The organism is Noviherbaspirillum sedimenti (assembly GCF_003590835.1).
Classification (GTDB): domain Bacteria; phylum Pseudomonadota; class Gammaproteobacteria; order Burkholderiales; family Burkholderiaceae_D; genus Paucimonas; species Paucimonas sedimenti.
The window spans coordinates 911,609-934,350 of record NZ_QYUQ01000002.1; the positions used below are offsets into that span (position 1 = coordinate 911,609).

23 protein-coding genes are annotated in these 22,742 nt (G+C 57.7%); 13 read left to right on the forward strand and 10 right to left on the reverse strand.

The genetic code is table 11. The features are described from left to right. Positions 1–6: 6 nt before the first annotated feature. On the reverse strand, positions 7–1,068 hold the full coding sequence (gene ygfZ, locus D3878_RS04315) for a CAF17-like 4Fe-4S cluster assembly/insertion protein YgfZ (RefSeq protein WP_199688078.1): 1,062 nt from the start codon (positions 1,066–1,068) through the stop codon (positions 7–9). Positions 1,069–1,293: 225 nt separating this feature from the next. On the opposite strand from ygfZ, the gene mltG reads away from it, so the two are divergent. The 6 genes from mltG to D3878_RS04345 all read left to right on the forward strand — a co-directional run bounded on the left by mltG (position 1,294) and on the right by D3878_RS04345 (position 5,941). Further along, positions 1,294–2,283: an endolytic transglycosylase MltG gene (mltG, locus tag D3878_RS04320; RefSeq protein ID WP_119784360.1), complete on the forward strand. Its 990-nt coding sequence runs from the start codon at positions 1,294–1,296 to the stop codon at positions 2,281–2,283. Positions 2,284–2,298: 15 nt separating this feature from the next. Then, complete coding sequence (gene tmk, locus D3878_RS04325; protein ID WP_119787695.1) at positions 2,299–2,907, forward strand: dTMP kinase; 609 nt, start codon at positions 2,299–2,301, stop codon at positions 2,905–2,907. Between the two features lie 72 nt (positions 2,908–2,979). Next, positions 2,980–4,026, forward strand: a complete 1,047-nt coding sequence (locus D3878_RS04330) for a DNA polymerase III subunit delta' (protein ID WP_119784361.1) — start codon at positions 2,980–2,982, stop codon at positions 4,024–4,026. A gap of 13 nt (positions 4,027–4,039) precedes the next feature. After that, complete coding sequence (locus D3878_RS04335; protein WP_119784362.1) at positions 4,040–4,417, forward strand: PilZ domain-containing protein; 378 nt, start codon at positions 4,040–4,042, stop codon at positions 4,415–4,417. Positions 4,418–4,453: 36 nt separating this feature from the next. Further along, positions 4,454–5,233: a TatD family hydrolase gene (locus D3878_RS04340; protein WP_119784363.1), complete on the forward strand. Its 780-nt coding sequence runs from the start codon at positions 4,454–4,456 to the stop codon at positions 5,231–5,233. 36 nt (positions 5,234–5,269) lie between these two features. Continuing rightward, positions 5,270–5,941: an ankyrin repeat domain-containing protein gene (locus tag D3878_RS04345; RefSeq protein WP_119784364.1), complete on the forward strand. Its 672-nt coding sequence runs from the start codon at positions 5,270–5,272 to the stop codon at positions 5,939–5,941. Between the two features lie 33 nt (positions 5,942–5,974). Here D3878_RS04345 and D3878_RS04350 read toward each other — a convergent pair whose 3' ends face one another. The 5 genes from D3878_RS04350 to D3878_RS04370 all read right to left on the reverse strand — a co-directional run bounded on the left by D3878_RS04350 (position 5,975) and on the right by D3878_RS04370 (position 10,203). Next, a complete protein-coding gene (locus D3878_RS04350; RefSeq protein ID WP_119784365.1) occupies positions 5,975–6,385 on the reverse strand; it encodes a hypothetical protein in 411 nt (136 codons plus the stop codon). A gap of 237 nt (positions 6,386–6,622) precedes the next feature. Beyond that, entirely contained in the window at positions 6,623–8,191 is a 1,569-nt protein-coding gene (tnpC, locus tag D3878_RS04355; RefSeq protein WP_119784366.1) for an IS66 family transposase, read from the reverse strand. A 30-nt stretch (positions 8,192–8,221) separates the two neighbouring features. Then, a complete protein-coding gene (tnpB, locus tag D3878_RS04360) occupies positions 8,222–8,569 on the reverse strand; it encodes an IS66 family insertion sequence element accessory protein TnpB (protein ID WP_119784367.1) in 348 nt (115 codons plus the stop codon). Beyond that, positions 8,566–8,985, reverse strand: a complete 420-nt coding sequence (tnpA, locus tag D3878_RS04365; RefSeq protein WP_199688079.1) for an IS66-like element accessory protein TnpA — start codon at positions 8,983–8,985, stop codon at positions 8,566–8,568. Before tnpA ends, tnpB begins: the two co-directional genes overlap by 4 nt. Before the next feature lie 378 nt (positions 8,986–9,363). Then, positions 9,364–10,203, reverse strand: coding sequence for a DUF4435 domain-containing protein (locus D3878_RS04370; RefSeq protein WP_119784369.1), 840 nt, complete (start codon positions 10,201–10,203; stop codon positions 9,364–9,366). Between the two features lie 90 nt (positions 10,204–10,293). Between D3878_RS04370 and D3878_RS04375 the strand changes: the two genes are divergently transcribed. Beyond that, complete coding sequence (locus D3878_RS04375) at positions 10,294–10,827, forward strand: helix-turn-helix domain-containing protein (RefSeq protein ID WP_158592133.1); 534 nt, start codon at positions 10,294–10,296, stop codon at positions 10,825–10,827. Beyond that, the gene (locus tag D3878_RS04380) at positions 10,799–11,353 is read left to right on the forward strand and encodes a transposase (RefSeq protein ID WP_119783627.1); all 555 of its coding nucleotides are present in this window, start codon (positions 10,799–10,801) and stop codon (positions 11,351–11,353) included. The genes D3878_RS04375 and D3878_RS04380 overlap by 29 nt, the downstream gene beginning before the upstream one ends. Here D3878_RS04380 and D3878_RS04385 read toward each other — a convergent pair. Next, the gene (locus D3878_RS04385) at positions 11,339–12,613 is read right to left on the reverse strand and encodes an AAA family ATPase (protein WP_119784371.1); all 1,275 of its coding nucleotides are present in this window, start codon (positions 12,611–12,613) and stop codon (positions 11,339–11,341) included. The genes D3878_RS04380 and D3878_RS04385 overlap by 15 nt on opposite strands. 522 nt (positions 12,614–13,135) lie before the next feature. Beyond that, on the reverse strand, positions 13,136–14,764 hold the full coding sequence (locus D3878_RS04390; protein WP_119784372.1) for an NAD(P)/FAD-dependent oxidoreductase: 1,629 nt from the start codon (positions 14,762–14,764) through the stop codon (positions 13,136–13,138). A 351-nt stretch (positions 14,765–15,115) separates the two neighbouring features. Between D3878_RS04390 and D3878_RS04395 the strand changes: the two genes are divergently transcribed. From D3878_RS04395 to D3878_RS04405, 3 genes are all read left to right on the forward strand, one after another. Next, entirely contained in the window at positions 15,116–15,565 is a 450-nt protein-coding gene (locus D3878_RS04395) for a CBS domain-containing protein (RefSeq protein WP_158592170.1), read from the forward strand. A gap of 184 nt (positions 15,566–15,749) precedes the next feature. Beyond that, the gene (locus tag D3878_RS04400; RefSeq protein ID WP_119784374.1) at positions 15,750–16,199 is read left to right on the forward strand and encodes an Hsp20/alpha crystallin family protein; all 450 of its coding nucleotides are present in this window, start codon (positions 15,750–15,752) and stop codon (positions 16,197–16,199) included. A 257-nt stretch (positions 16,200–16,456) separates the two neighbouring features. Beyond that, positions 16,457–18,850, forward strand: a complete 2,394-nt coding sequence (locus tag D3878_RS04405) for a DUF1631 family protein (RefSeq protein WP_119784375.1) — start codon at positions 16,457–16,459, stop codon at positions 18,848–18,850. A 28-nt stretch (positions 18,851–18,878) separates the two neighbouring features. Here the strand turns inward: D3878_RS04405 and D3878_RS04410 are convergent, their stop codons facing one another. Beyond that, positions 18,879–19,760 carry a pirin family protein gene (locus D3878_RS04410; RefSeq protein WP_119787696.1) on the reverse strand — a complete coding sequence of 294 codons (882 nt, stop codon included), beginning with the start codon at positions 19,758–19,760 and terminating at the stop codon, positions 18,879–18,881. A gap of 78 nt (positions 19,761–19,838) precedes the next feature. Further along, a complete protein-coding gene (locus D3878_RS04415; RefSeq protein WP_119784376.1) occupies positions 19,839–20,441 on the reverse strand; it encodes an FMN-dependent NADH-azoreductase in 603 nt (200 codons plus the stop codon). A gap of 112 nt (positions 20,442–20,553) precedes the next feature. Between D3878_RS04415 and D3878_RS04420 the strand changes: the two genes are divergently transcribed. Both D3878_RS04420 and D3878_RS04425 read left to right on the forward strand, forming a co-directional pair. Then, on the forward strand, positions 20,554–21,495 hold the full coding sequence (locus D3878_RS04420; protein ID WP_119784377.1) for a LysR family transcriptional regulator: 942 nt from the start codon (positions 20,554–20,556) through the stop codon (positions 21,493–21,495). Between the two features lie 256 nt (positions 21,496–21,751). Then, a complete protein-coding gene (locus D3878_RS04425; RefSeq protein WP_119784378.1) occupies positions 21,752–22,714 on the forward strand; it encodes an alpha/beta hydrolase in 963 nt (320 codons plus the stop codon). Positions 22,715–22,742 lie beyond the last annotated feature (28 nt).

Genomic DNA, 22,742 nt, shown 5'->3' on the forward strand with positions numbered 1-22,742 from the left:
CGTGGTTCAGGCGGCATCCGGCATGGCATAAGGCAGGGGCTGCAGACGCAGCGCCGGCCCAGGCGCCGATCCCAGGTGGATGCTGCCGTCATCCAGCGCGGCGGTTTTCAGTTCGACCAGCAGGGCGAATTCGCGCGGCCCGCTTGGCTCGGCATTGACGACCATGCCGCAGGGTTGTTCGGCGTCGGCGGCGGAAAACACTTCCATGCCGGCCGCGATGGCGGCGCCATCGCTATCGACGGTGAGCGTCGCCAGCGCCATGCGCCGCTTCAGTTTGCCGAGGTACTGGCTGCGGGCGACGATTTCCTGCCCGGGATAGCATCCCTTTTTAAAATTGACGCCGCCGATGACTTCGAAATTGACCATCTGCGGAACGAAGCGCTCCTGGGTGGCAGGCACGATCTGCGGCACGCCGGCCAGGATGTCGCCCAGCCGCCACAGGGCCGCGCCGGCCGGCCGCAGCGTTTGCGCCAGCTGCGGCCAGGCCTGGCGGGCCTGCTCGGGCGTGACGATCCACTGGTAGCGCGGCGCGCCAAACGCATCGGCGACGCGGATCAGGGTGCCGGCTTCGGCATCGGCCTTGGCATAGGGGGCTGCGGGCAGCGTTGCGAACCAGGGCGCCAGCGCCGCGCCGGCTTGCGCACCGCCGATTCCCAGCACGACATGGTTGTCGCTGGCGTCGGCAGCCTTGACTTTGGCGCGCAGGATGAACATTTGCAGGCGTTTTTGCACCGCTGGCTGTATTTCGCGCGGCAATTCCAGCAATACGCTATTGCCCCGGCGCCACACCAGCAGGCTTGCCAGCATGCGTCCCTTGGCCGAACAGTAGGCGGCCAGGCGGGCTTCCTGCTCGCCCAGGTGTTCGATATCGTTGGTCAGCTGGTTATGCAGGAAGTGCGCTGCTTCCTCGCCGGAAAAATCCATCAAGCCAAGGTCCGTGAGGGGGGCAACGAAGCCGCCGGCGGCCGCCTCGGTCGTCAGCATCGGCTCGGGGCCAATGGCATCGAATGCGCGGGTTTGCTCGAAACGGAAACCTTGTTCTGCCAGGAATTGCTGCCAGGGTTGCATGGATGTTGTGATCTCGTTCAGAAAATTTCGCCGCTGCGCCTTGCTTGCAGGCGCGCCATTGCGATTATCATTAGGACCTTTTCGCGATCGATTGGCGACCAGGCGAAAAAGCAGCTGTTTTTTTATTATAGATGCGTCGCGGAATTCTCGTTGAAGCCGGCAAAACGGCACAAGGGACGCAGGGACAAGGGGGCGCAGGTGGCACGCAGGAAGCAGGTGAAAAGTATGAGTTTATTCAAAAAAATGATGATGTTGGGCGTCATTCTGGCTTTGCTCGCCGGTGCTGCAGCGGCTTACTGGGCTACCGCGCCGATCCTCGATGCCGGCGCGCCCGCGCGCGAATTCGACATTGAGCCGGGCAGCAGTGTCAGCAGTGCGGCCGGCCAGATCGCCGATGCCGGCGTGCCCCTGCATCCGACCTTGTTCCTGCTGCTGGTGCGCCTGTCGGGCAAGAGCGCCAAAATCAAGGCCGGCCATTACGAGCTCAAGCCCGGCACCTCTCCGCTGAAACTGCTGGACCAGCTGGTGCGCGGCCAATTCGCCCAGGAAGCGCTGGCCATCATCGAAGGCTGGACCTTCCGGCAAATGCGCCAGGCGATCGCCGACCATCCGGCGCTCAAGCACGATACCGTGGCATTGTCCGAGCGGGAATTGCTGGAGAAGATCGCACCTGGCTACAAGGCCGCGGAGGGCTTGTTTTTTCCCGATACCTACCTGTTCGCCAAGGGTGCCAGTGAATTGCAGATCTACCGGCAGGCGCATGCCCAGCTGATCAAACGCCTGAATCAGGCCTGGGAACAGCGCGACCTCTCCCTGCCTTACAAGTCGCCCTATGAGGCGCTGGTGATGGCCTCGATCGTCGAAAAGGAAACCGGGACGGAAGCCGATCGCAGCAAGATCGCCGCCGTGTTCGTCAACCGCTTGAAGCGCGGCATGCTGCTGCAGACCGACCCGACTGTCATCTACGGCATGGGCGACCAATACAAGGGCAATATCCGCAAGCGCGATCTCGAAACCGATACGCCGTACAATACCTATACTCGCGCCGGCCTGCCGCCGACACCGATCGCCTTGCCGGGCGCGGCAGCGCTGGCGGCGGCTTTCAAGCCGGCGCAAACGGATGCGCTGTTCTTCGTCTCGCGCGGCGATGGCAGCAGCGAATTTTCCAGCAATCTGTCCGACCATAACCGGGCGGTCAACAAATATCAGCGATGAATGAAAGCGCACTGCATGAACAAGGGTAAATTCATCACCTTCGAAGGGATCGACGGCGCCGGCAAATCGACCCACATCGCCTATGTTGCCGGCCTGTTGCGCGCGCGCGGCATGGATGTCGTGGTGACGCGCGAACCTGGCGGCACCGCACTGGGGGAGAAATTGCGGGACTTGCTGCTGCACGAACCCATGCACCTGGAAACCGAGGCCTTGCTGATGTTCGCGGCACGGCGCGAACACCTGGCGCAAGTGATCGAGCCGGCGCTGGCGTGCGGGCGGTGGGTGATTTCCGATCGTTTCACCGATGCCTCTTTCGCCTACCAGGGCGGCGGCCGCAAGCTGTCGCTGGAAAAACTGGCGGTGCTGGAAAACTGGGTGCATCCGCATCTGCAACCGGACCTGACCCTGTTGTTCGACGTCCCGCTGGAAGTCGCGCGCGCGCGTCTGGATGCGGCGCGCGCACCGGACAAGTTCGAGCAGGAAAAGGCAGATTTTTTCGCTGCAACCCGTGAAGTCTACCTGGCGCGGGCGAAGCAATTCCCGCAGCGGTTCAGGCTGGTCGATTCGACGCAAAGCATCGAAAAAATCCAGAAAGAACTTGAAGAATTGCTTTCAAGTATTTGAATTCAAACGAAAATCATTTGGATGGCGTATTTAATGTCCTTTCCATGATTACGTTGCAAGACTCTGATTTTAATGAATATTGATCTATTTCCCTGGCAAGAATCTTCCTGGCGGCAATTGCAGTCGCTGCGTGCGCGCCTGCCGCACGCAATTCTGTTCCATGGCCCTGCCGGGATCGGCAAGACCCTGTTTGCCGAGCGTTTTGCCCAGTCGCTGCTGTGCCAGGCACCGGATGCCGCCGGGCAAGCCTGTGGACAATGCGCCTCCTGCGGCTGGTTTTCCCAGTACAACCATCCGGACTACCGCCGGGTGCGACCGGAAGTGCTGGAGGAAGCCGAGGGGGCTGCGGGCGAGGATGAGGAAGAGGGCGGGGACGCCAAGAAGGGCGGCAAATCGGCCAAGGCGCCCTCGAAGGATATCCGTATCGACCAGATCCGTGCGCTGGCCGATTTCATGAACATCTCCACCCACCGGCAGGGCAAGCGGGTGGTGCTGCTGTATCCGGCGGAAGCCTTGAACAGCGCCGCCGCGAACGCCTTGCTGAAAACTTTGGAAGAACCGCCGCCGGAAACGGTATTCCTGCTCATTTCCAACAGCCTCGACCGTCTGTTGCCAACCATCCTGTCGCGCTGCCGCAAGTTCGCCCTGACGCTGCCGCCGTTCGACCAGGCGCTGGCCTGGCTCAAGGCGCAAGGCGTGGATGACGCCGACAGCTGGCTGGCCGAGCAGGGCGGCGCGCCACTGGCGGCGCAGGAGCTGGGGCAGAGTGGCAATCGCGAGGCAATGGAGGAATTTCTTGCTTACCTGGCGCGGCCCGGGGTGGACGCCGCCCTGAAAACCGCCGAGCGGCTGCAGAAAACGCCACCGGCGCAACAGGTGGAATGGTTGCAACGCTGGCTTTACGACTTGTTTTCTGTAAAGCTTTCCGGAAAAATCCGGTATTATCCCCGTTACAAGAAGGAGCTTGCCGCCCTGGGCGCGCAGGTGGGAGTGCCGGCATTGTTGCAGGCACTGAAAGCGGCGGGCGAACGCCGGGCGATTGCCGAGCACCCCTTGTCGCCCAAACTGTTCATTGAAGACATGCTGCTGGATTATTCAAGACTGTATTCCTCCTACTAAGAAAAGGATCGCCATGGCTGAGACTCCCGCCGCCAGCCCTGCTGCACCAGTCGCCAGGCCATCTGTATTGTCGCTGGCGATCAAGGAAAAATCGGCGCTGTACGCCGCCTACATGCCTTTCCTGATCAATGGCGGGATATTCGTGCCAACCAGCAAAGGCTACAAGCTGGGCGACGATATCTACCTGATCCTTACCCTGATGGACGACCCCAACAAATACCCGGTTGCCGGCAAGGTTGCCTGGGTCACGCCGGCCGGCGCCAACAACAACCGTGCGCAGGGCATCGGCGTGCATTTTCCCACCGACGACAGCGGCGTACGGATACGCCAGCGCATCGAAGAACTACTCGGTGCCGCCCTCGGTTCCTCGCGCGCCACCCATACCCTGTAATCACGTGGCTGGGCCCATGGGCGTACAATGACGCCCATGTATATCGATTCCCACTGTCACATCAATTTCCCCGAGTTGGCCGAGCGTCTGCCGGAAGTTTTCGCCACCATGGCGGACAACCAGGTCAGCCATGCACTATGCGTGTGCGTCGACATGCCGGATTTCCCGCAGGTACTGACGCTGGCCGAACAATATCCAAACGTGTATGCCTCGGTCGGCGTGCACCCCGACTACGCCGACACCCCTGAACCGAGCATGGAAGCACTGGTGTGCCTGGCTGACCACCCGAAAGTTGTTGCCATCGGCGAAACCGGGCTGGATTACTACCGGCTGCAGGGCGATCTTGAATGGCAGCGCGAGCGCTTTCGCACCCATATCCGCGCCTCGCGCGCTGCCGGCAAGCCCCTGATCATCCATACGCGCGCCGCCGCCGAAGACACCATCCGCATCATGCGCGAAGAAGGCGCCGGCACCGATGCCGGTGGCGCCGGCGGCGTGATGCACTGCTTTACGGAATCGCTGGCGGTGGCGGAAGCGGCGATGGCCATGGGTTTTTATATTTCCTTTTCCGGCATCGTCACCTTCAAGAGCGCAAAAGAGCTGCAAGCGGTGGCGCAAGCCGTGCCGCTGGAAAAAATGCTGATCGAAACCGATTCGCCCTACCTGGCGCCAGTGCCGCACCGCGGCAGGATGAACCAGCCCGGATGGGTCAAGCATGTGGCAGAATTCCTGGCGCCATTGAAAGGCGTGCGGCTGGAACAGCTGGCGCAGCAGACCACCGACAATTTCTTCAATTTGTTCAAGATCGCCCGCTGACAGGGCATCGCAAGATAACGAGGGCTTCGCGTTACCATGCAAAAATCCAAGCATTTCCTCCTGCAGCACTTGTGCCTGCTGGTACTGCTGGCGGCCTGTTTGCCGATGGTGGCCATCGGTGGCGCCTTCGACGATTTTTTCAGCGCCGCCAGGAGCGACAACGCCGACCAGATCAGCGCCTTGCTTGGGCGTGGCCTGGACCCCAATCTCATCGAAGAAGAGCGGGGTGACACCGGCTTGATCATTGCCGTGCGCGAAGGTTCGATGCGGGTTTTTAATGTGCTGGTCAATGCACGCAACATCGACCTCGACGCCAAGGCCAGGAATGGCGACAACGCCCTCATGATTGCCGCCATCAAAGGCAACCGCGCAGCAGCTGAAATCTTGCTGGCCAAGGGTGCGCAAGTCAATCGCCCGGACTGGACCGCGCTGCATTACGCCGCCACCAGCGGCAGCAACGAGATCGCCCAGATGTTAATCAACAAGGGTGCCGGCCTCAATGCGACTTCCCCCAACAAGACCACCCCGCTCATGATGGCCGCCGGTGAAGGCCACATCATGACTGTCAAGCTGCTGCTCGACAGGGGCGCAGACCTGACGCGCAAGAACGAGTTGGGCATGAGCGCGCTCGATTTCGCCGCGAGGAACGGCCACAAGGATATCGTCGAAGGATTGACCTGGCGCCTGAAACGGGCAGGCAAGCTGTAACAGCGAATCAATGCTGGCGCTGGCGAACTGCGCTCAGCCGATGCGATCGCCCCAGACCGAGTAGTGCTGGACCAGCACATGGGTCGTGAAATAGGCCTGCAGCGCCGCCAGTTCCAGCGCCACGTCGGCCGGAAAACCCTGACGGTCGCCCCGGTCATCGATCATCAATGCATTGAAGTATTTTTCGCAGGCGATCGGGTGCTTCCATAATTCCGCCAGCTTGTTGGCGATCCGTGCGTATTGAATCACCAGTTGCCGCGGACGCACTTCTGGTGGCAATTGCTGCACCCATGGCATCAATTGCTTGATATCCGGCTTATCCTGGCTCAGCGGGAAACGATGGGCTCCCCAGTTTTTGTCCAACACTTTGGGCGGCGGAAGTTCTTGCCAGGTGCTGTTATGCGCTTCTTCCACTGAAATTTTTTCGAAGGGGATGTCTGTCATTGGCGCTCCGCAACTGCTGCAAATTGGCAACATTTATATCATATCGCAACCGGGTTGGCGTACTACGAATTGATTGAGAATGTCTCGAAACGCCCCGAAAAAGTCGGTCGCTGAAATCTTCCAATGTTTGCTTAGAGAATCCTTGGCAAAAGCTTGGGAAGCGCATGTTCTACGACTGAATCGTAAGCACCTCATCAGCACCGTCATTGACTTTCGGTGCTGATGGTGATGCGGGACTCAGGCTGATTTTTTCAGGCGCTCTGCGACGTTCCATGGCAGGAGATCTGCCACGCGATTGATCGGATAGTCTGCGATGTGGGTAAACACATGGCGCAGGTACGCTTCCGGATCGATGCCGTTGAGGCGGGCTGAGCCGATGAGCGAGTACATGGCGGCAGCACGCTCGCCACCGCTGTCAGCCCCCAGGAACAGGAAATTCTTCCTGCCAAGACAGACGCCGCGCAAGGCATTCTCCGCGATATTATTGTCGATCTCTGCCATGCCATCGTCGCAATAATAGACCAGCGCCTGCCACTGGTTGAGCGCGTAGTTGATGGCCTTGGTCGTGTCCGATTGGGTCGATAGTGTCAACAGCCGCTGTCGCAGCCAGATTTCAAGATCGTCCAGCAGGGGCCTGGCCTGCTGTTGCCGAATCCGTTGCCGCTCGTCCGGTGGTTGCCCACGGATTTGCGCTTCGATGGCATACAGCTCGCCAATCCGTCGCAGCGCTTCGGTAGAGGTGGGCGTAGCCTTACGCACGTGCAGGTCATGGAGCTTGCGACGGGCATGTGCCCAGCATGCCGCTTCCTTTACCTGGCCATCCGCATAGATCGCGTTGAAGCCTGGAAATGCGTCAGCCTGAACCACGCTGGCAAATCCGGCCAGGTGCGACTGCGGATGCTGGCCCTGGCGGTTCGGCGAATAGGCAAACCACACGGCCGCTGGAGCGGACGAGCCGGCATTGCGATCATCCCTGACGTACACCCAGAGTCGGCCCGTCTTCGTCTGACCATTGCCGGGAGACAGTACCGGCATCGGCGTCTCGTCCGCATGAATCTTGCCCGGGGCCAGTACATGGCGGCGCAGTGCCTCCACCAGAGGGGTAATCAGCACACCGCATGCGCCCATCCAGCGCCCTGTGGTGGCGGGATCCAGATCCACCCCTTTCCTGGCGTGGATGACCGATTGGCGATACAGCGGTTGATGATCGGCGAATTTCCCCACGGCGATGTTGGCCAGCAGACCGGGGCCGGCGAAACTGCGCTGGATCGGCCGACTCGGTGCGGCCGCCTGGACGATCACGTCGCAGCAGCCACAGGCTTTTTTACGGCGTACGTGACGAATCACCTTGAAGGCGGCGTCGATGATTTCCAGCTGTTCGGAAACGTCTTCGCCGAGCGACTTGAGGTCGCCGCCACATGCCGGGCAGGCTTGGACCTCTGGCGCGATGATGTGGTCTTCGCGCGGCAGGTGGTCAGGCAATGGCTGGCGTGCCGACTTCTGCCGGGGCGTTACTGTTTCCGGCTGCTTCTGTTCGGCAGCGCCTTCCTCGGCAAGCAGATCTTCCAGACGCGTTTCCAGCTGCTCGAGTTTCTTGTCGATCTTCTCGGACTTGCGGCCGAACTGCATGCGCTTGAGTTTGGCGATCTGCAGTTGCAGCTGCTCGATTTCGAGCGTGCGCACGGAAAGTGCCAGCTCCAGCGTCGACACGGTATGGCGCAATTGCTGGAGCTCGTCGTCGCGGCGCAATAGCAATGTCTTTAGGGCATCGATGTCGTCCGGCAGTGAGGCGGGGGTGACAGGCATGCGCGGCAGTTTACGCGCTTGCGGGGATGTTTACAACAGCGAAAGCGGTGGCCCGGTGCGTTCCGGCTGCTTCCAGTTGATCCCCTCCAGCAGCATGGACAGCTGCGCCGGGGTCAGGTGGATCTTGCCGCTGTCGGCCTGCGGCCAGACGAACCGGCCATGCTCAAGCCGCTTGATGAGCAGACATAGTCCATCGCCGGTGGCCCACAACACCTTGATGACATTGCCACGCCGGCCACGGAAGACGAACACATGGCCGGAGAGGGGTTCCTCGGCCAGGGTCATTTGCACCTTGGCCGCCAGGCCATTCATGCCGGCCCGCATGTCGGTGATGCCTGCGGCAATCCAGATGCGCGTTCCCGCCGGCAGGCCCATCATGCGCGCAACATCCGCAGGACTGCATGCAGCATGGCCAGATCGGCGTGGCCATCAAACCGGAGCGTCACATCGGCGATGGCAATTTCCATAATGCCCTGTCGCGCAACGCGCGTGTCCGTTGTGCTTGCCGTCTCTGTCGTCGCCAGAAGTCGAGGCGTTGATGCGGGCGCGACCGCTGCCGCTGTCTCGACAATCGTGACTGGCAACATGGCCTGAGGCGCCGGCGCAGCATCGAACAGGCCAGCCACCAAATGTCGCCGCCATTTGAACAGCATGTTGACGTTGATGCCGTGCTGCTGCGCCAGATGTGAAACGGAAGCGCCGGGCTCGCTGGCCTGCTGCGCGAGCTGCTTCTTGAACGCGACCGGAAAGTTCGGGCGCCGTTTGCGACGCCCCTCTAAAATCAATGAATCCACGATAGTTCCCACTAAAAAATAGCGGGAACTATCGTGGATTATTTGGATAAAATCGTCCAGACGGTACAGATGAGGCGCTTACACTGAATCACACCCGCGACAAGAATAAATTACGCGGGGTTAACAAGGTTCGCCAAATGCATGGCCATTTAATGGGTTGAGAAATGGCGCGATTGCGCGTTTTTTATATGGCGCCCATCAAGCTACAAGCTTACTAATTCCTATAATCGCTGCGTCGCCGGTTCCAGTCCAAACTGGTTCCCCAATAAGGGCAAAACCAGTAACTGGATCTTTGACTTCCGAATTATCTAACTGGAATTCCAACATTCTTAGATTCGGCGTTTGGGACTATAGCTAAAACGGTCTTATCTTTTGACATTAGAGCGCAGTTATAGCGTTGATTGAAGATGTGGCATAGTGATTGTAATGGGGGTGAGTTGGCACAAACGTATTGCCAAAATTTGCCAATGCTGCTGCGTATAAGGAATCAGCAGAAATTGTTACTTTTTTACCGTATGAGTTGGCTTTATTAACAAGGAACTTTATTACTGCGGACTGTAAGAAATGTCCTCTAATGAATGAAATAATTCTGTTTGCATCAACTCCAAGTGCGGAACTTGCCTCTGCAATGAATTTTTCATCTAGTTGAATTTTCGTTGCTTCAACATGCCGTGTGATTTTTGCAGGGCAAGGCGTTGCGGATGATTGGCTGGTCATAAATTTTGTGCAATTGTCGCCTATAGTATTGACGCCAGCATCACCGAGTGCGTTGGCGATATCCAAATGCACCAGCGGCATAAATTTATTTGAAAACTCATTTAGCCAAGTTTGGCATTCATCATTGGTTACTTTAGGTGACTTACACCATGATTTCGCGAGTGGGTAAATTGTTTCTACCGTATAAAGCGTATTCTCAATCGAGTAGCCAAAAGTGTAGAGTATTTGGGGGCTGGAACTTGGCTTACTAATAAAGGGAAGCAAGTCGGAATCTCTAGCAACTAGGGCTCGTAGCTCACCAGACTCGATTTGATCGATATGTTTATCGATTTCACTAGATCCTCCAACGCACTCAATTTCAAACTGTATATCTGTTGTGCGTGATAATACAGTTTCCCAAAATAGAACATCATCATCTCCCTCCACGTAAACCATAGTTTCTGCTCGATAAAACGCGCTCTTGACGTTCAGAGCGTCAATCGAATATTCGAGGCTAGACATGAAGAATGTCCTCCATATCTAAGCACCTTGCCAAAAGTTTTTTGACATAGACTGAGTTCATGGGCTCGGATGAGATGCGGGGAAGCTGCCATGAACGAGATGAAGCTGGCCGCTGGCAAGCGGCGGCGGTTGCGCAATCAACTCCGACACACAAGCGACGCACGCCAGTTTCGGCGACTGCTTGCGGTGCTGGAATATGATCGTGGCGAGCCGGTAAGCAGTATTGCAGAATTGCTTGGCGTAAGTCGGCAGAGTGTCTACAACTGGATTGAGCGAGCATGCCGGCATGGCGATCCTGGCGATTTGCTTGATGCGCCGCGCACCGGTCGACCGGCAAAGGCAGGAGAAGCGTTCGACACCGTCTTGCGCGTGTTGTTGATCTTGCCGCCTCAGCGGTTCGGCTACCATGCCCATTGCTGGACCGTTCCGTTATTGCGGGACCAGTTGAAGCGGAATTTTGGCGAGGAATATTCCGCCTCCACGGTGCGCCGCGGCCTGCAACGGTTGGATTACGTTTGGAAGAGACCACGCTACGTGTTGGTTCCGGATCCGGAGCGAGAGAAAAAAACGCGAAATTCTGCACGCTCTGAGAAGAATGCCAAAGCGTGGCGTCTTGCTGGTTGAGGATGAGACGGATTTGCAGCTGTTTCCGCCGTTGCGGGCAATGTGGTGGCAAAAAGGCGAGCCGGCCAGAGTGCTGCTCTCCGGACGCAATGAGCGCCGCGTGGTATTTGGCTGCATGAATCCAGTGAGCGGCCATCGACTGTTTTTGGCGCGAACCCGCCAGCGAGCGGAAGACTTCCAGGCATTTTTGCGGGAAGTGCATGGGCATTATCGCGGCCGGGATGTGACAATGTTGGTGGATGGCGACACCAGTCATACCGCCAAAAGTTCGCAAGATTTGGCGCGCCGACTGGGCATTCGGTTGCTTTGGCTGCCCAAGCGGTCGCCGGAGCTCAACCCGATGGAGTCGCTGTGGGGGCAAGCCAAGGACGCCATTTGCGTCAACTGGCAATACGCCACGATGACTGAACAAGTCAAAGCATTTGTCGCGCAATTGAGTGGCCTGTCGAATCGGGAAGCATTGCAAACATCGGGCGTCTTGTCGGAGAATTTTTGGTTGAAACCAGTTTTGTCAAAAAACTTTTGATAACGTGCTTAGAATACATTCACGAAATTTCCCTGCAATTTCCGGAGAGTGTGTCGCGACAATTATTTGAGCGTTTGGATTCAGTGATCGTATGGCGCTAACAATATGGCGCTGCCAAGAAATATGTAGTGAAAGTTCCGGCTCATCTGCTAAAAATATATATGGTTGTTTTCGTTGAAGAAGTGCTTCAATGAATAAAATTAAAAGCTGCTTTTCGCCAGAAGATAGTTTTTCTAAAGGTATCGATCCTTCATTGGCTACAGTTAATTCGCCAGCTGAAAACGTAAACGTTTTGTCTTCCACAAAAGTTTTTAGTGTCTGAAGGAACAGGTCAACTTGGCTAAAAATTGCTTTTGTTTTTTGTTCCGCGGCTAGAGACTTTGTGATTACGGTTTGAGTAAGCTTAAAGGCTTCAAGTGCAGAGAGATCTACGAGCCCAACTGTTTTCGTTTCTGCCTCTTTTCCCACTTTCTGTGACAAAGATTTTAAGTTTTTCACTGTTGTCGTCACTGTTGCAATGTGATCCTGGATTTTCTTTGACACCTCTGTTCCACTTACACCCAATTGCTTGTATGCGGAGACAAGATTTTGACGCTCAATGCGTTCATCAAATTCGATTGTGTAGCCGGGATTTTTCGCTTTTTCTTCAGAATATAGTAGCGAAATAAGTACATCTCTTTGTAAGCCTGCAGAAATTTCCCTGGCTTGATTGGAAAGTTCTAATTGATATTGCGTTAGTCTTTGCATAAGACTGGCCAGTCGCATATCAACTGTGGAGGCGTATCTCTTTGGAGAGCGTTCTCTGAATTCAAGGTCTGGATCGCCGCCTATCCGATAAACGGAAAGTGAAGCGACAGCCGCGAGTTCTGCCAATTCTTGTTTAATTCGAGAAGATTCTTCAATGAATCGGCGCCGCATGGATAATGGCAGGTTCTTACCGTCCTCCGGACTAATGAGTGATACTACGTATCGCCGATTTGATATGCGATATTCAATGCGTGGAAATGGATCAGCTTCAATTTTATTTGCAAAAATTTTTTTTGTTTTTTTGCCATCTGTTAAATTAATTGTTACTGAGTGAAAAGCGTTTCCATAAAGCGCGTCCAGATCCACCGTGAGGACTGCTCGCAGGATGTTCATGAATGTTGTCTTACCAGTACCGTTTTTTCCGATGATGATGTTCACATCATCTCTGAATGAAGAATCCACTTCTTTAGATTGCCAAAAGCCCGTTATGGATATTGATTTGACTTTGAACATATATCGTTTGGTTAAGTCTTAATATGATTTAAATATTGCTGGTTGGCTATTTGTGGACTTGGGGATCCCGTTCATGTAATACGGGGGGCTACCAATGCATAAAATTAATAAAAAGCAATTTTCTTATTTTACTTGTAATCAAGTAACCAAGTCATTTGGTTTTCATATTATTGTGGGGGAGGGTGGGTCGACTGACTGATGCGCTGGAAATCCAGGTATTGCGTCACTTGAAGTCCTGTGGATTCAAGGCGATCGAGAAGTCATTCTGTTCGATATCAATATAAATGGGGGAATAAGGAGGGCTGCTGAGTGGGGCGATGCAAGAATGGAAAGAAAATGGGAACCACGAGTGTTCCCATTTTCTTTATTACTTGGCTCCCCAATCTGGACTCGAACCGGCGACGCAGCGACTATAGGAATTAGTAAACCTGTACCTTGATGGGCGCCATATAAAAAACGCGCAATCGCGCCATTTATTGGATTGACTTCGCCAATGTACCGCAGTGACTGGGATACTGACAATCAACCTGCCTTGGCCTGTCCGCTCCCGCCAGTCATGCTCAGTGCCACCGCTTCCGCAACCCGGATGCCATCGATGGCGGCCGACATGATGCCGCCCGCATAGCCGGCGCCTTCGCCGGCCGGGTACAGACCGACCGTATTGATGCTCTGCAGGTCATCATCCTTGCGCTTGATGCGTACCGGCGAGGACGTTCGCGTTTCGACCCCGGTCAGCACGGCGTCGCGCATGGAAAACCCCTTGATCTGTTTCTCGAAGGCAGGCAGGGCTTCGCGGATCGCGGTGATAGCATAGTCCGGCAAGGCGGTGTCCAGATTGCACAGGTGTACCCCGGGCTTGTAGGACGGTTGCACCTCGCCTAATTCGGTCGAAGGGCGGTTGGCCAGGAAGTCGCCCACCAGCTGGCCCGGCGCATCGTAAGTTCCGCCGCCCAGTTCAAACGCGCGCGATTCCCATTGGCGCTGGAATTCGACGCCGGCCAGCGGGTGATTGCCGGGAAAGTCCGCCGGCGTGATGCCGACCACGATGCCGCTGTTGGCGTTGCGCTCGTTGCGCGAATACTGGCTCATGCCGTTGGTAACAACGCGGTTCGGTTCCGATGTGGCGGCGACCACGGTGCCGCCCGGGCACATGCAAAAGCTGTAGACCGCCCGACCGTTGGTGCAGTGATGCACCAGCTTGTAGTCTGCCGCTCCCAGCAAGGTGTTGCCGGCGTTGGGGCCGAAGCGGGCGCGGTCGATCAGCGATTGCGGATGCTCGATGCGGAAACCGATGGAAAACGGCTTTGCTTCCATGTAGACGCCGCTGTCGTAGAGCATCTGGAACGTGTCGCGGGCGCTGTGGCCGATCGCCAGCACCACGTGGTCGCTGGCGAGGTGTTCGCCATTGGCCAGGGTGACGCCGCACACCTTGCCATCTTCCAGATCGAGCTGCTCGACCTTGCTTTCAAAGCGGAATTCGCCACCCAGTTCCTCGATGGTGGCGCGCATCAACTCGACCATCTTTACCAGCCGGAATGTGCCGATATGCGGCTTGTTGATATAGAGGATTTCCGGCGGCGCATCGGCCTTGACGAATTCGTGCAAGACCTTGCGGCTGTAATGCCTGGGGTCCTTGACCTGGCTGTAGAGCTTGCCGTCGGAAAAAGTGCCGGCGCCGCCTTCGCCGAATTGCACATTCGATTCCGGCTGCAGTTCGCGCTTGCGCCACAAGCCCCAGGTATCCTTGGTACGTTCGCGCACCACCTTGCCACGTTCGAGGACGATGGGGCGAAAACCCATTTGCGCCAGAATCAGCGCGGCAAAAATGCCGCAGGGTCCGAAACCGATGACGACCGGCCGTGAGGCGAGACGGGCGGGCGCTTGCGTGACGAAATGGTAGGACGTGTCGGGCGTGGGCGCGACGTGACGGTCGTTCTTGAAGCGCTGCATGACTTCGGCTTCATTGCCGAGTTCGAGATCCAGCGTGTAAATGAAGCTGATCGCGGATTTTTTGCGTGCATCGCTGCTGCGCTTGAAAATGGTGTAGCGGATCAATTCCTTTTCTGAAATACCCAGCCGGTGCAAGATGGCGGCTTGAATGGCGGCATCGGGATGATCGAGAGGAAGTTGCAGGTCTGTAAGTCGCAGCATGGAAACTTGTTTTGAAAATTCGGTGCGTCAATTGCCCGCATGGATTTCCTGGATAAGCAAAAGGGAAAGAGGCGCTATTTTACTTGATCGGATTTTCGAGATGGTCTGCAGAAGGAAAGCCTGTAAATAATTCTGTGGATTTGTAGTTTCTGCCACATTTTCCGGGCAATCTGCTTGAGCAGTCTTGTCAGCAGCAGCCAGGCTTGTTTTTAGATGGCAGGCACAGGCTTTGCGTTGTTCACGGTATGAGTGCAAAACGTATTCGGATCTTGGTCACAATTTATCCATGGTGAATTTTTCGTGATCTGACGGAAGCCGTTCATGTTGTTCATCTTGCAGAGGAGTGGCCGAATGCCTATCAACGAGTGTTGCAACATTGGCGTGGTTTGCTGTGAATCCTCTGCTTCGATTCCGCAGATTGCGCATTTGATGCGCAAGCATCATGTCGGCGATGTGGTGGTGGTGCGCCATGAGGGGAGTTCACGCATGCCGATCGGCATTATTACCGACCGCGACATCGTCATCGAAACGATTGCGGAACAGGTCGATATGGATTTGCTCACCGCCGGCGACATCATGAGCACGCCGCTGATTACGGTGCATGAAAATGAAAGCTTTGCGGAGTCGCTGCGCATGATGCGCCATCACAAGATACGTCGCTTGCCGATCGTCGACGAGAAAGGCGTGCTGTATGGCATAGTCTCGGCCGATGACATCATCCATTTGCTGACACTGGAAATGTCAATGCTGACAACCACCATGACCGAGCAGCCGGTGGCGGAAGGGCAGATACGACGCTAGCGGATCGTCGCGCCACATTTGAGCTCGCTCATACTTTTTGGCTCATTGTGCCATATCATGAAATTATATTTTGTATGTGCGGCCGCGATTTGTCCGGCATTGTTATGACAGTTCCAGGTATCTGCGCATGCAAGGTCGCTTGCATATTGTTGTTGATTCTATATTCTCCCAGATGGAGGCTAGCATGGCTGGAAATCTTTCCCGTTTTGACCCGTTCAAGGCAATAGCCCGTTTCGATCCCATGCAGGAAATGGAAGACTTTTTCAAGGAAGGCCGTTGGTCGCCGAGCACGCGCCGGTTTGGCAGCGAACCCATGTTAAAGATGGATGTCAGCGAAACCGAACAGGCCTATACTGTCAAGGCAGAAATACCGGGCGTGTCGAAGGAAGACATCAAGGTGGCAATCGAAGGCAACAATGTCTCGATCACCGCTGAAATCAAGAAAGTGCACGAAGAGAAGGAAGGCGAGAACCTGATTTGCAGCGAACGCTATTATGGCCAGCAGTCGCGCCACTTCTCGCTGGCGCAGGATGTCGACGAATCCAAGGCGGAAGCGAAGTACCACGACGGCGTGCTGGAACTGGTTTTGCCGAAAAAGGCGAATACAGGTCGCAAGCAAATTTCAATTCAATAAGACCTTGCCGCCAACGGCGGCGCGCATTGCATGTCAGGCGCGGCCCGGGATAAATGCCCGGGCCGTTTTTATTTTCCATGTTCGCGTAGGGTCTACCGGGCATGAGTTGCTTGCATAAAAGATAATACTCATCCGATTTTCGTCTCATTCCTGTCATTCCCTGGCAGGTATGCACGCGGAAAAGAGAATGCTGTTCCCCTTGTATTGCCTGTGCGCTATCATTTCGTCATTCAGTCGTCATTCACATCTTTCTCTCGATGCAGCTTATTAAACGCGTAATTCAGCTGGCAAAAGACCGCGCGCTGATCAAATTCTCGGCGCTGGCCAGTACCATGGTCGTGGATGCAGAGGCAGCCATGCTGGAGGAAATGAGCAATGTTTCCGCTGGCGGGGACCAGCGCGGCGTGCGTGCGGCATTACAGATATTGCGGCTGGAGCAGACTGGACTTGTGGCGAGTACCGACGCGCGCTTTCGCGAGAGCGTCGAGCGTGGCATGCGCACCATGTACACCGACTTGCGTCAGGGGCTGGGCCAGCTTTCCGCCAATGCCTTGTCGCTGATTGACGATGAAACCGTCAACCGGCAGCTGGAAGTCGGCCACCTGGTACAAAGGCTGCGCGATGCCTGCGATGAAAACCTGGGGCGCCTGAATATCATGATCGCGCAGTTGCATGGCGACGCCGACGTGCATGAACGGGAAAATCCCTTCCGCCCCTATCTGATCGCCCGGGCACTGTACGAATCCCTGAAGGAAAGGGTGCAGGATGAAGAGATTTGCAAGCTCCTGTTTGCGCGCTTGTCCGATTCCCTGGCAGCGCATCTATCCGACTATTACGCCGCGATTTGCGCGGTGTTCGATGCGAACGGCATCCAGGCACGCCTGCTGGCGCGCCCCACCAAGCTCAAACGGCATCAGCGTGACCAACTGGCGCAGCAGCTTGCCGCGATGAACTCGCCTTCTGGCATGGGTAATACGTTTGCCGGCGCGGCAACGCTGCCGGTCGCGGACTTCAATCCACGCGTGCTGCCAGCCTTGCAGCGCATGTTTGAATCAATGGGCGGCGGGGAGCGGGGCATCAATCAGACGGATGCTGGCGCCATGACTTCGCAACAGGCGCAACTGGCCCAAAGCGAAGAGTTCCAGAAGTTTGTATGGGGATTGTTCAACCAGGCGTCCGCAGAAATGGCACCTGATGTGGCTGCTGATGTGACTGGACACGCGGCTGGACAGCCTTGGCGGGCACCCGTGTCGACGGAGGTCCTTGAGACGATCGAACGCTATCAGCGGCAAGCCGCGGATGCCGAAATCGGTACTGAGTCTGCGGCTGGAGAGCGCAACCAGCTGTTTTCTCTTGGTGAGAAGCTGACGCTGCCGCAACAGGCGCAGGGCCAGCAAATGGCCATCAACGTGGTGGCGGTGTTATTCGAATTCATTCTCGATGATGAGCAAATCCCCGCTGTCGTACGGGCGCGCATCGCGCGCCTGCAGATTCCTTTCCTGAAGGCGGCGATGTTGGAGCCGCAACTGCTGCAGCAGGCGGATCATCCGGCGCGGCAGTTGCTGAACCGGATCGCCTCTGCGGCAGTCGGACTGGCGCCGGAATCCGCGATGGCGCAGCGCCTGGATAGCAAAATTGCGCACCTGGTGAAACGCATATTGCAGGATTTTGCCGACAATACGGCGATTTTCAGTGAATGCCTGGAAGAACTTGAACAATTCCTCGCCGATCAGCTGGCCAATGCCGATGCCGATTCGGTGCGCAGCATCCAGGCGGCCGAGGATGCGGAAAAATTCAGCGCGGTCCTGCGCAACACTGCCGCTTCGCTGCGCGACATCGTGGCGCCGATGGAAGTCGACCAGCGACTCAAGGATTTCATTGAACAGATCTGGGCACGGGTGCTGGTGCGGGCGGCGGCGCAGGATGCCGGCGGCGGATCCGCCGCGATCGGCCAGCAATATCGCGAGGTGTTGCCGGAATTGGTCTGGAGCGCGCAGGAGAAGACCACGCCGGAAGACCGCAATGCCTTGATGCGCCTGTTGCCGGGACTGGTCAAGCGGCTCCGCATTGGCATGCTGATGGTCCACATGCCGGAAGCGGAATGCAATGCGGCACTGGATCGGCTGGTGCCGGTGCATACCCAGGTTTTGCGCCAAGGCCTTGCCGATGACAGTCCCAGGAAGTGGCCGAGCCTGGATGACTTGCGCAAGGAATTCACCCGCCTGGTGACCAGCGATGACAGCGCGACATGGATCTTGACCGAGCCGCTGCAAGTCGAGCAGGACGTGCTGGAAAGCGCACTGGCCGATCGCGGCGTTGCCGCCGATGTGGAGTTGTCGCGCCCATCGATTTATGCCGCCAAGCCGTCGGCCGAACTGCTGTCGCAATTGCGGGTCGGGTGCTGTGTCGAATGCCAGGCTGGCGATACTTCGGTGCCGGCGCGGCTGATCTGGGTGAGCAGGCACCACGCGCTGTTCATCTTCAAGCTGGAGCAGCAGTCCAAGCCGCTGGTCTACTCCGCCGCATCGCTGCTGCAAGCCCTGCAGAGTGGCAGAATCGGCCTGGTGGAATACGCACCGGCCTTTGACCGCGCGGTAGATGCGTTGATGCAGGGCGCCGAAGCGCTGCAGGCGCGCCCGGCCGGCGGCTAGCCTGCCGGCGCTTTAGAAACGCCCGGCGTTAAAAGCGCCCGGCGCGGAAATCTTCCACTGCCTGGAAAATTTCTTCATTGGTGTTCATCACGAAGGGACCGTACTGCGCGATCGGCTCGCCCAGCGGCCGGCCCGCAATCAGCAAGGCGCGTGCCGGGCCATCCGCTTGCAGCACCACGCCATCGGCGTCGGCGTGGTTGCGCAGGATTGCCATGCGCTGCGCCGGCACGTCTGTTTCGTCAATCTTCAGGCTGCCGCGATAGACGTAGACGAAGGCATTGTGATCCGCCGGCAGCGCCTGCGCGAAGCTGGCTGGGCCGCTGAAATGCAGGTCGAGATACAGCGGCTGCGTGATAGCGCGCGCCATCGCGCCGGTGATGCCGTGGCTGGCGCCGGCGATCACGCGGGCGGTCACGCCGTCGGCTGTGGTGAATTCGGGAATGTCGCTGCTCTGCAAATCACGGTACCAGGGCGCGTTCATCTTGTCGCGCGCCGGCAAGTTAAGCCAGAGCTGGAAACCTTCCATGACGCCGTCTTCCTGCTCCGGCAATTCGGAATGGATCACGCCGCGCCCGGCCGTCATCCATTGCACGCCGCCATTGGAAAGCAAACCTTCGTGACCGGCGCTATCGCGGTGGCGCATGCGTCCGGCGATCATGTAGGTGATGGTCTCGAAGCCGCGGTGCGGGTGGTCGGGGAAACCGCCGATATAATCTTCCGGCCGGTCGGTGCCAAAGGCATCCAGCATCAGGTAAGGATCCAGCCTGCGCTGCAGGTCTTGCGTCAGGACGCGGGTGAGCTTGACGCCGGCGCCATCGGAAGTGGCCGTGCCGGCGATCACGCGCTCGACGGCGCGCGGATGCAAGACCGCTTCATTTTGCAGTGTCTGCAGTGTCGGTGAAGTCACCATTGTCATCACTCTCTCCTTGATAATATCGGCGGATGCGCATACCGACCGGCCATCGGGCGCGGTCGGTGTGCGCATGAATCAGGCTGCCAGCGCTTGTTCGATTTCGCTGCGAGCCGAGGCCAGGGCTTTCTGTTCGGCTTCCGGACCCATCGCCAGACCTTCGGCGTACACGAACTGGATGTCGGTCATGCCGAGGAAGCCCAGCACGGTTTTCAGGTAAGGCACTTGCGAATCGGTCGGTGTATTGCGGTACTGGCCGCCACGGGTCAGGACGATATACACCTTCTTGCCCTTCAACAGGCCTTCGGGGCCATTTTCAGTGTAATGGAAAGTCACGCGGGCGCGGGCGATGGCATCGATCCAGTTTTTCAATTGGGCGGTGACACCGAAGTTGTACATCGGTACGCCCAGTACGACCGCATCGGCAGCCTGGATTTCGGCGATCAGGGCGTCGTCCAATGCCACGCGTGCCGCCTGTTCCGGCGTGCGCTGCTCGGACGCGGTGAACAGTGCCTGCAGCGCGCCTTCGTCCAGGGCCGGATGCGGGTTGCTTCCCAGGTCGCGTACGGTCAGCGCGGCGTTCGGATTGATGGCTTGCAGACGTGCAACGACTTCAGCGGCCAGACGGGTGGAATGGGAGTTTTCAGCGCGGGCGCTGGAATTAATTTGCAGAATGTTCATTGGGTGACTCCATGTTGGGTTAGTTGATGAATGCATTCTAGATGTTCCATAATCTATGCAGAAGCCCATAAATTGGATAACATTGTTCCATTAATGGAATAATAGGATTGTCATGCATCTGGAACCCAACGACCTCTTGCTGTTTGCCAAGGTAGTGGAGGAGGGCAGTTTCAGCCGCGCCGCTGACCGCCTCGGGCTACCAAAATCGACGCTGTCGCGGCGCATTACCGCGCTGGAGACCGAACTGGGCGAACGTTTGCTGCTGCGTACCACGCGCAAGCTCAGCCTGACCGATTTCGGCCATGGCGTACTCGAGCATGCCCAGCAAATGACGGCGGAGGTGGAGGCCGCAGCGGCGTTGGCGCAGCAGCGCCAGGTTGAGCCCAGCGGCCGTTTGCGGATGTCGATGCCGAACGATTTCGCCAATATCGTGCTGGAATCGATGCTGGCGCGATTCGTGGAAAAATACCCGGCAATTTCGCTGGAGATCGACCTGTCACCGCGGCGGGTCGACCTGGTCGGCGAGAATTTCGACCTGGCGATCCGCATGGGGGAATTACCTGACGATGCTTCGTTGGCGGCGCGGCGCCTGGCGGTGTTTTCTGGCGGCCTGTATGCCTCGCCGGGCTATCTGAGGCGCAAGGGCGGGCTGCCCGAACCCGAAGCGCTGATGGAACACGATGTCCTGCGCTTGCTGCTGCGCAGTGGCGATCCCATGTCCTGGCTGCTCAGTCGTGGCGAGGAGCGCTGGGAAGGCACGCCGCCGGGACGGGCCACGGCGAATTCGCCGGACTTGCTGATCCGTCTGGCCTGTGCCGGCGCCGGCATCGCGGTCGTGCCCGACCACTATGCGCAAGCCTATGTGGAGCGCGGCGAGCTGGTGCGTGTGCTGGCCGACTGGTGCTCGCCCAGCACCAGCGCCTGGGCGGTGTTTCCTGGCCGGCGCCTGATGCCGGCGCGCACTCGGGTGTTCCTGGACATGCTGGTGGCGGAATTTGACGATCCGGCATGCCAGGAAAAGTCGGCCCTGGCTGAGCGCCAGCGCCGTCCCTGATGCATTCAGCCCATGATGTGATAGCGCACGCTGCTTGCCAGCGCCGACTTCACAAAGCCCTTTTTCCTGCGAGAGAGGTCATATCGTTCCTCCTGCCTGCTCGTAAACAGACATTATGGCAATTGTTTAGCCGCTATATAATACCGGCCATGCCATACTGCCCAAGCGTTTTTATCGATCTCGCGCATTACAGGCTGCTTGGCGCCAGGGCATGCCATTCTGAATACAAATCGAATCAACCCTCTGGAATGCAAACATGCTGGATGCCGATGCGCGGAAATTGATTGACCTGATCGCAAGCAAAAACTTGCCGTCCTATGAGTCGCTGCCAATCGTGGTTGCGCGCGCCTATTTCAAGGCAGGCGGCTTGTCATCGCAGCCGGCGCCGCCCCAGCTCGGCCAGGTCGAGGATATCGTCGCGCCCGGCCCTGCCGGAGCCATCCCCATCCGCTGCTATCGGCCGGCGGGGGAGGCAGTCCGCCTGGCGTTGCCGGCGCTGGTTTTTTTTCATGGCGGCGGATTTACCCTGGGCGACCTGGATACACATGACACCTTGTGCCGCCAATTGTGCGAGCAGGCCGGGATCGTCGTGCTGTCAGTCGACTATCGCCTGGGACCGGAGCACAAATTCCCCGCGGCGCACCTCGACTGCTATGCCGCGCTGGAATGGATCGCCGGCCAGGCAGGCATGCTCGACATCGATCCGGAACGAATCGCCGTTGGCGGCGACAGCGCCGGCGGCAACCTGGCTGCGGCCTGCGCAATCATCGCGCGCGACACGGGCGGTCCGCGCCTGGTCTACCAGTTGCTGATTTATCCGGCAACGGACTTTCGCTGCATTGCGCCGTCCCATCGGCGCAATGGCGAAGGCTACCTGCTGACCAGCCGGCTGATCGATTTTTTCTGTTCCTGTCTGCTGGCCGGCGAGGCCGACCGCCTCGACTGGCGGCTGTCGCCGGCGCTTGCGGACAGCCACGCCGGCTTGCCGCCAGCGCTGGTATTAACCGCCGGTTATGACCCGCTGGTTGATGAGGGCAGGGAATATGCGGATAAAATGCGTGCCGCCGGCGGCCATGTCGAATACGTTTGTTTCGAGGGCCAGTTTCACGGCTTCATCACCATGGGCAGGCTGGTCGCCGAGGCCAACGATGCGGTCGCCTTGTGCGCCAGTCGCCTGTGCGCGTTACGGGAATCCGGCAGCAGCCGGCTAGAAGCCTGACGTGCACGATGGTCATGTCGCCGCGCGC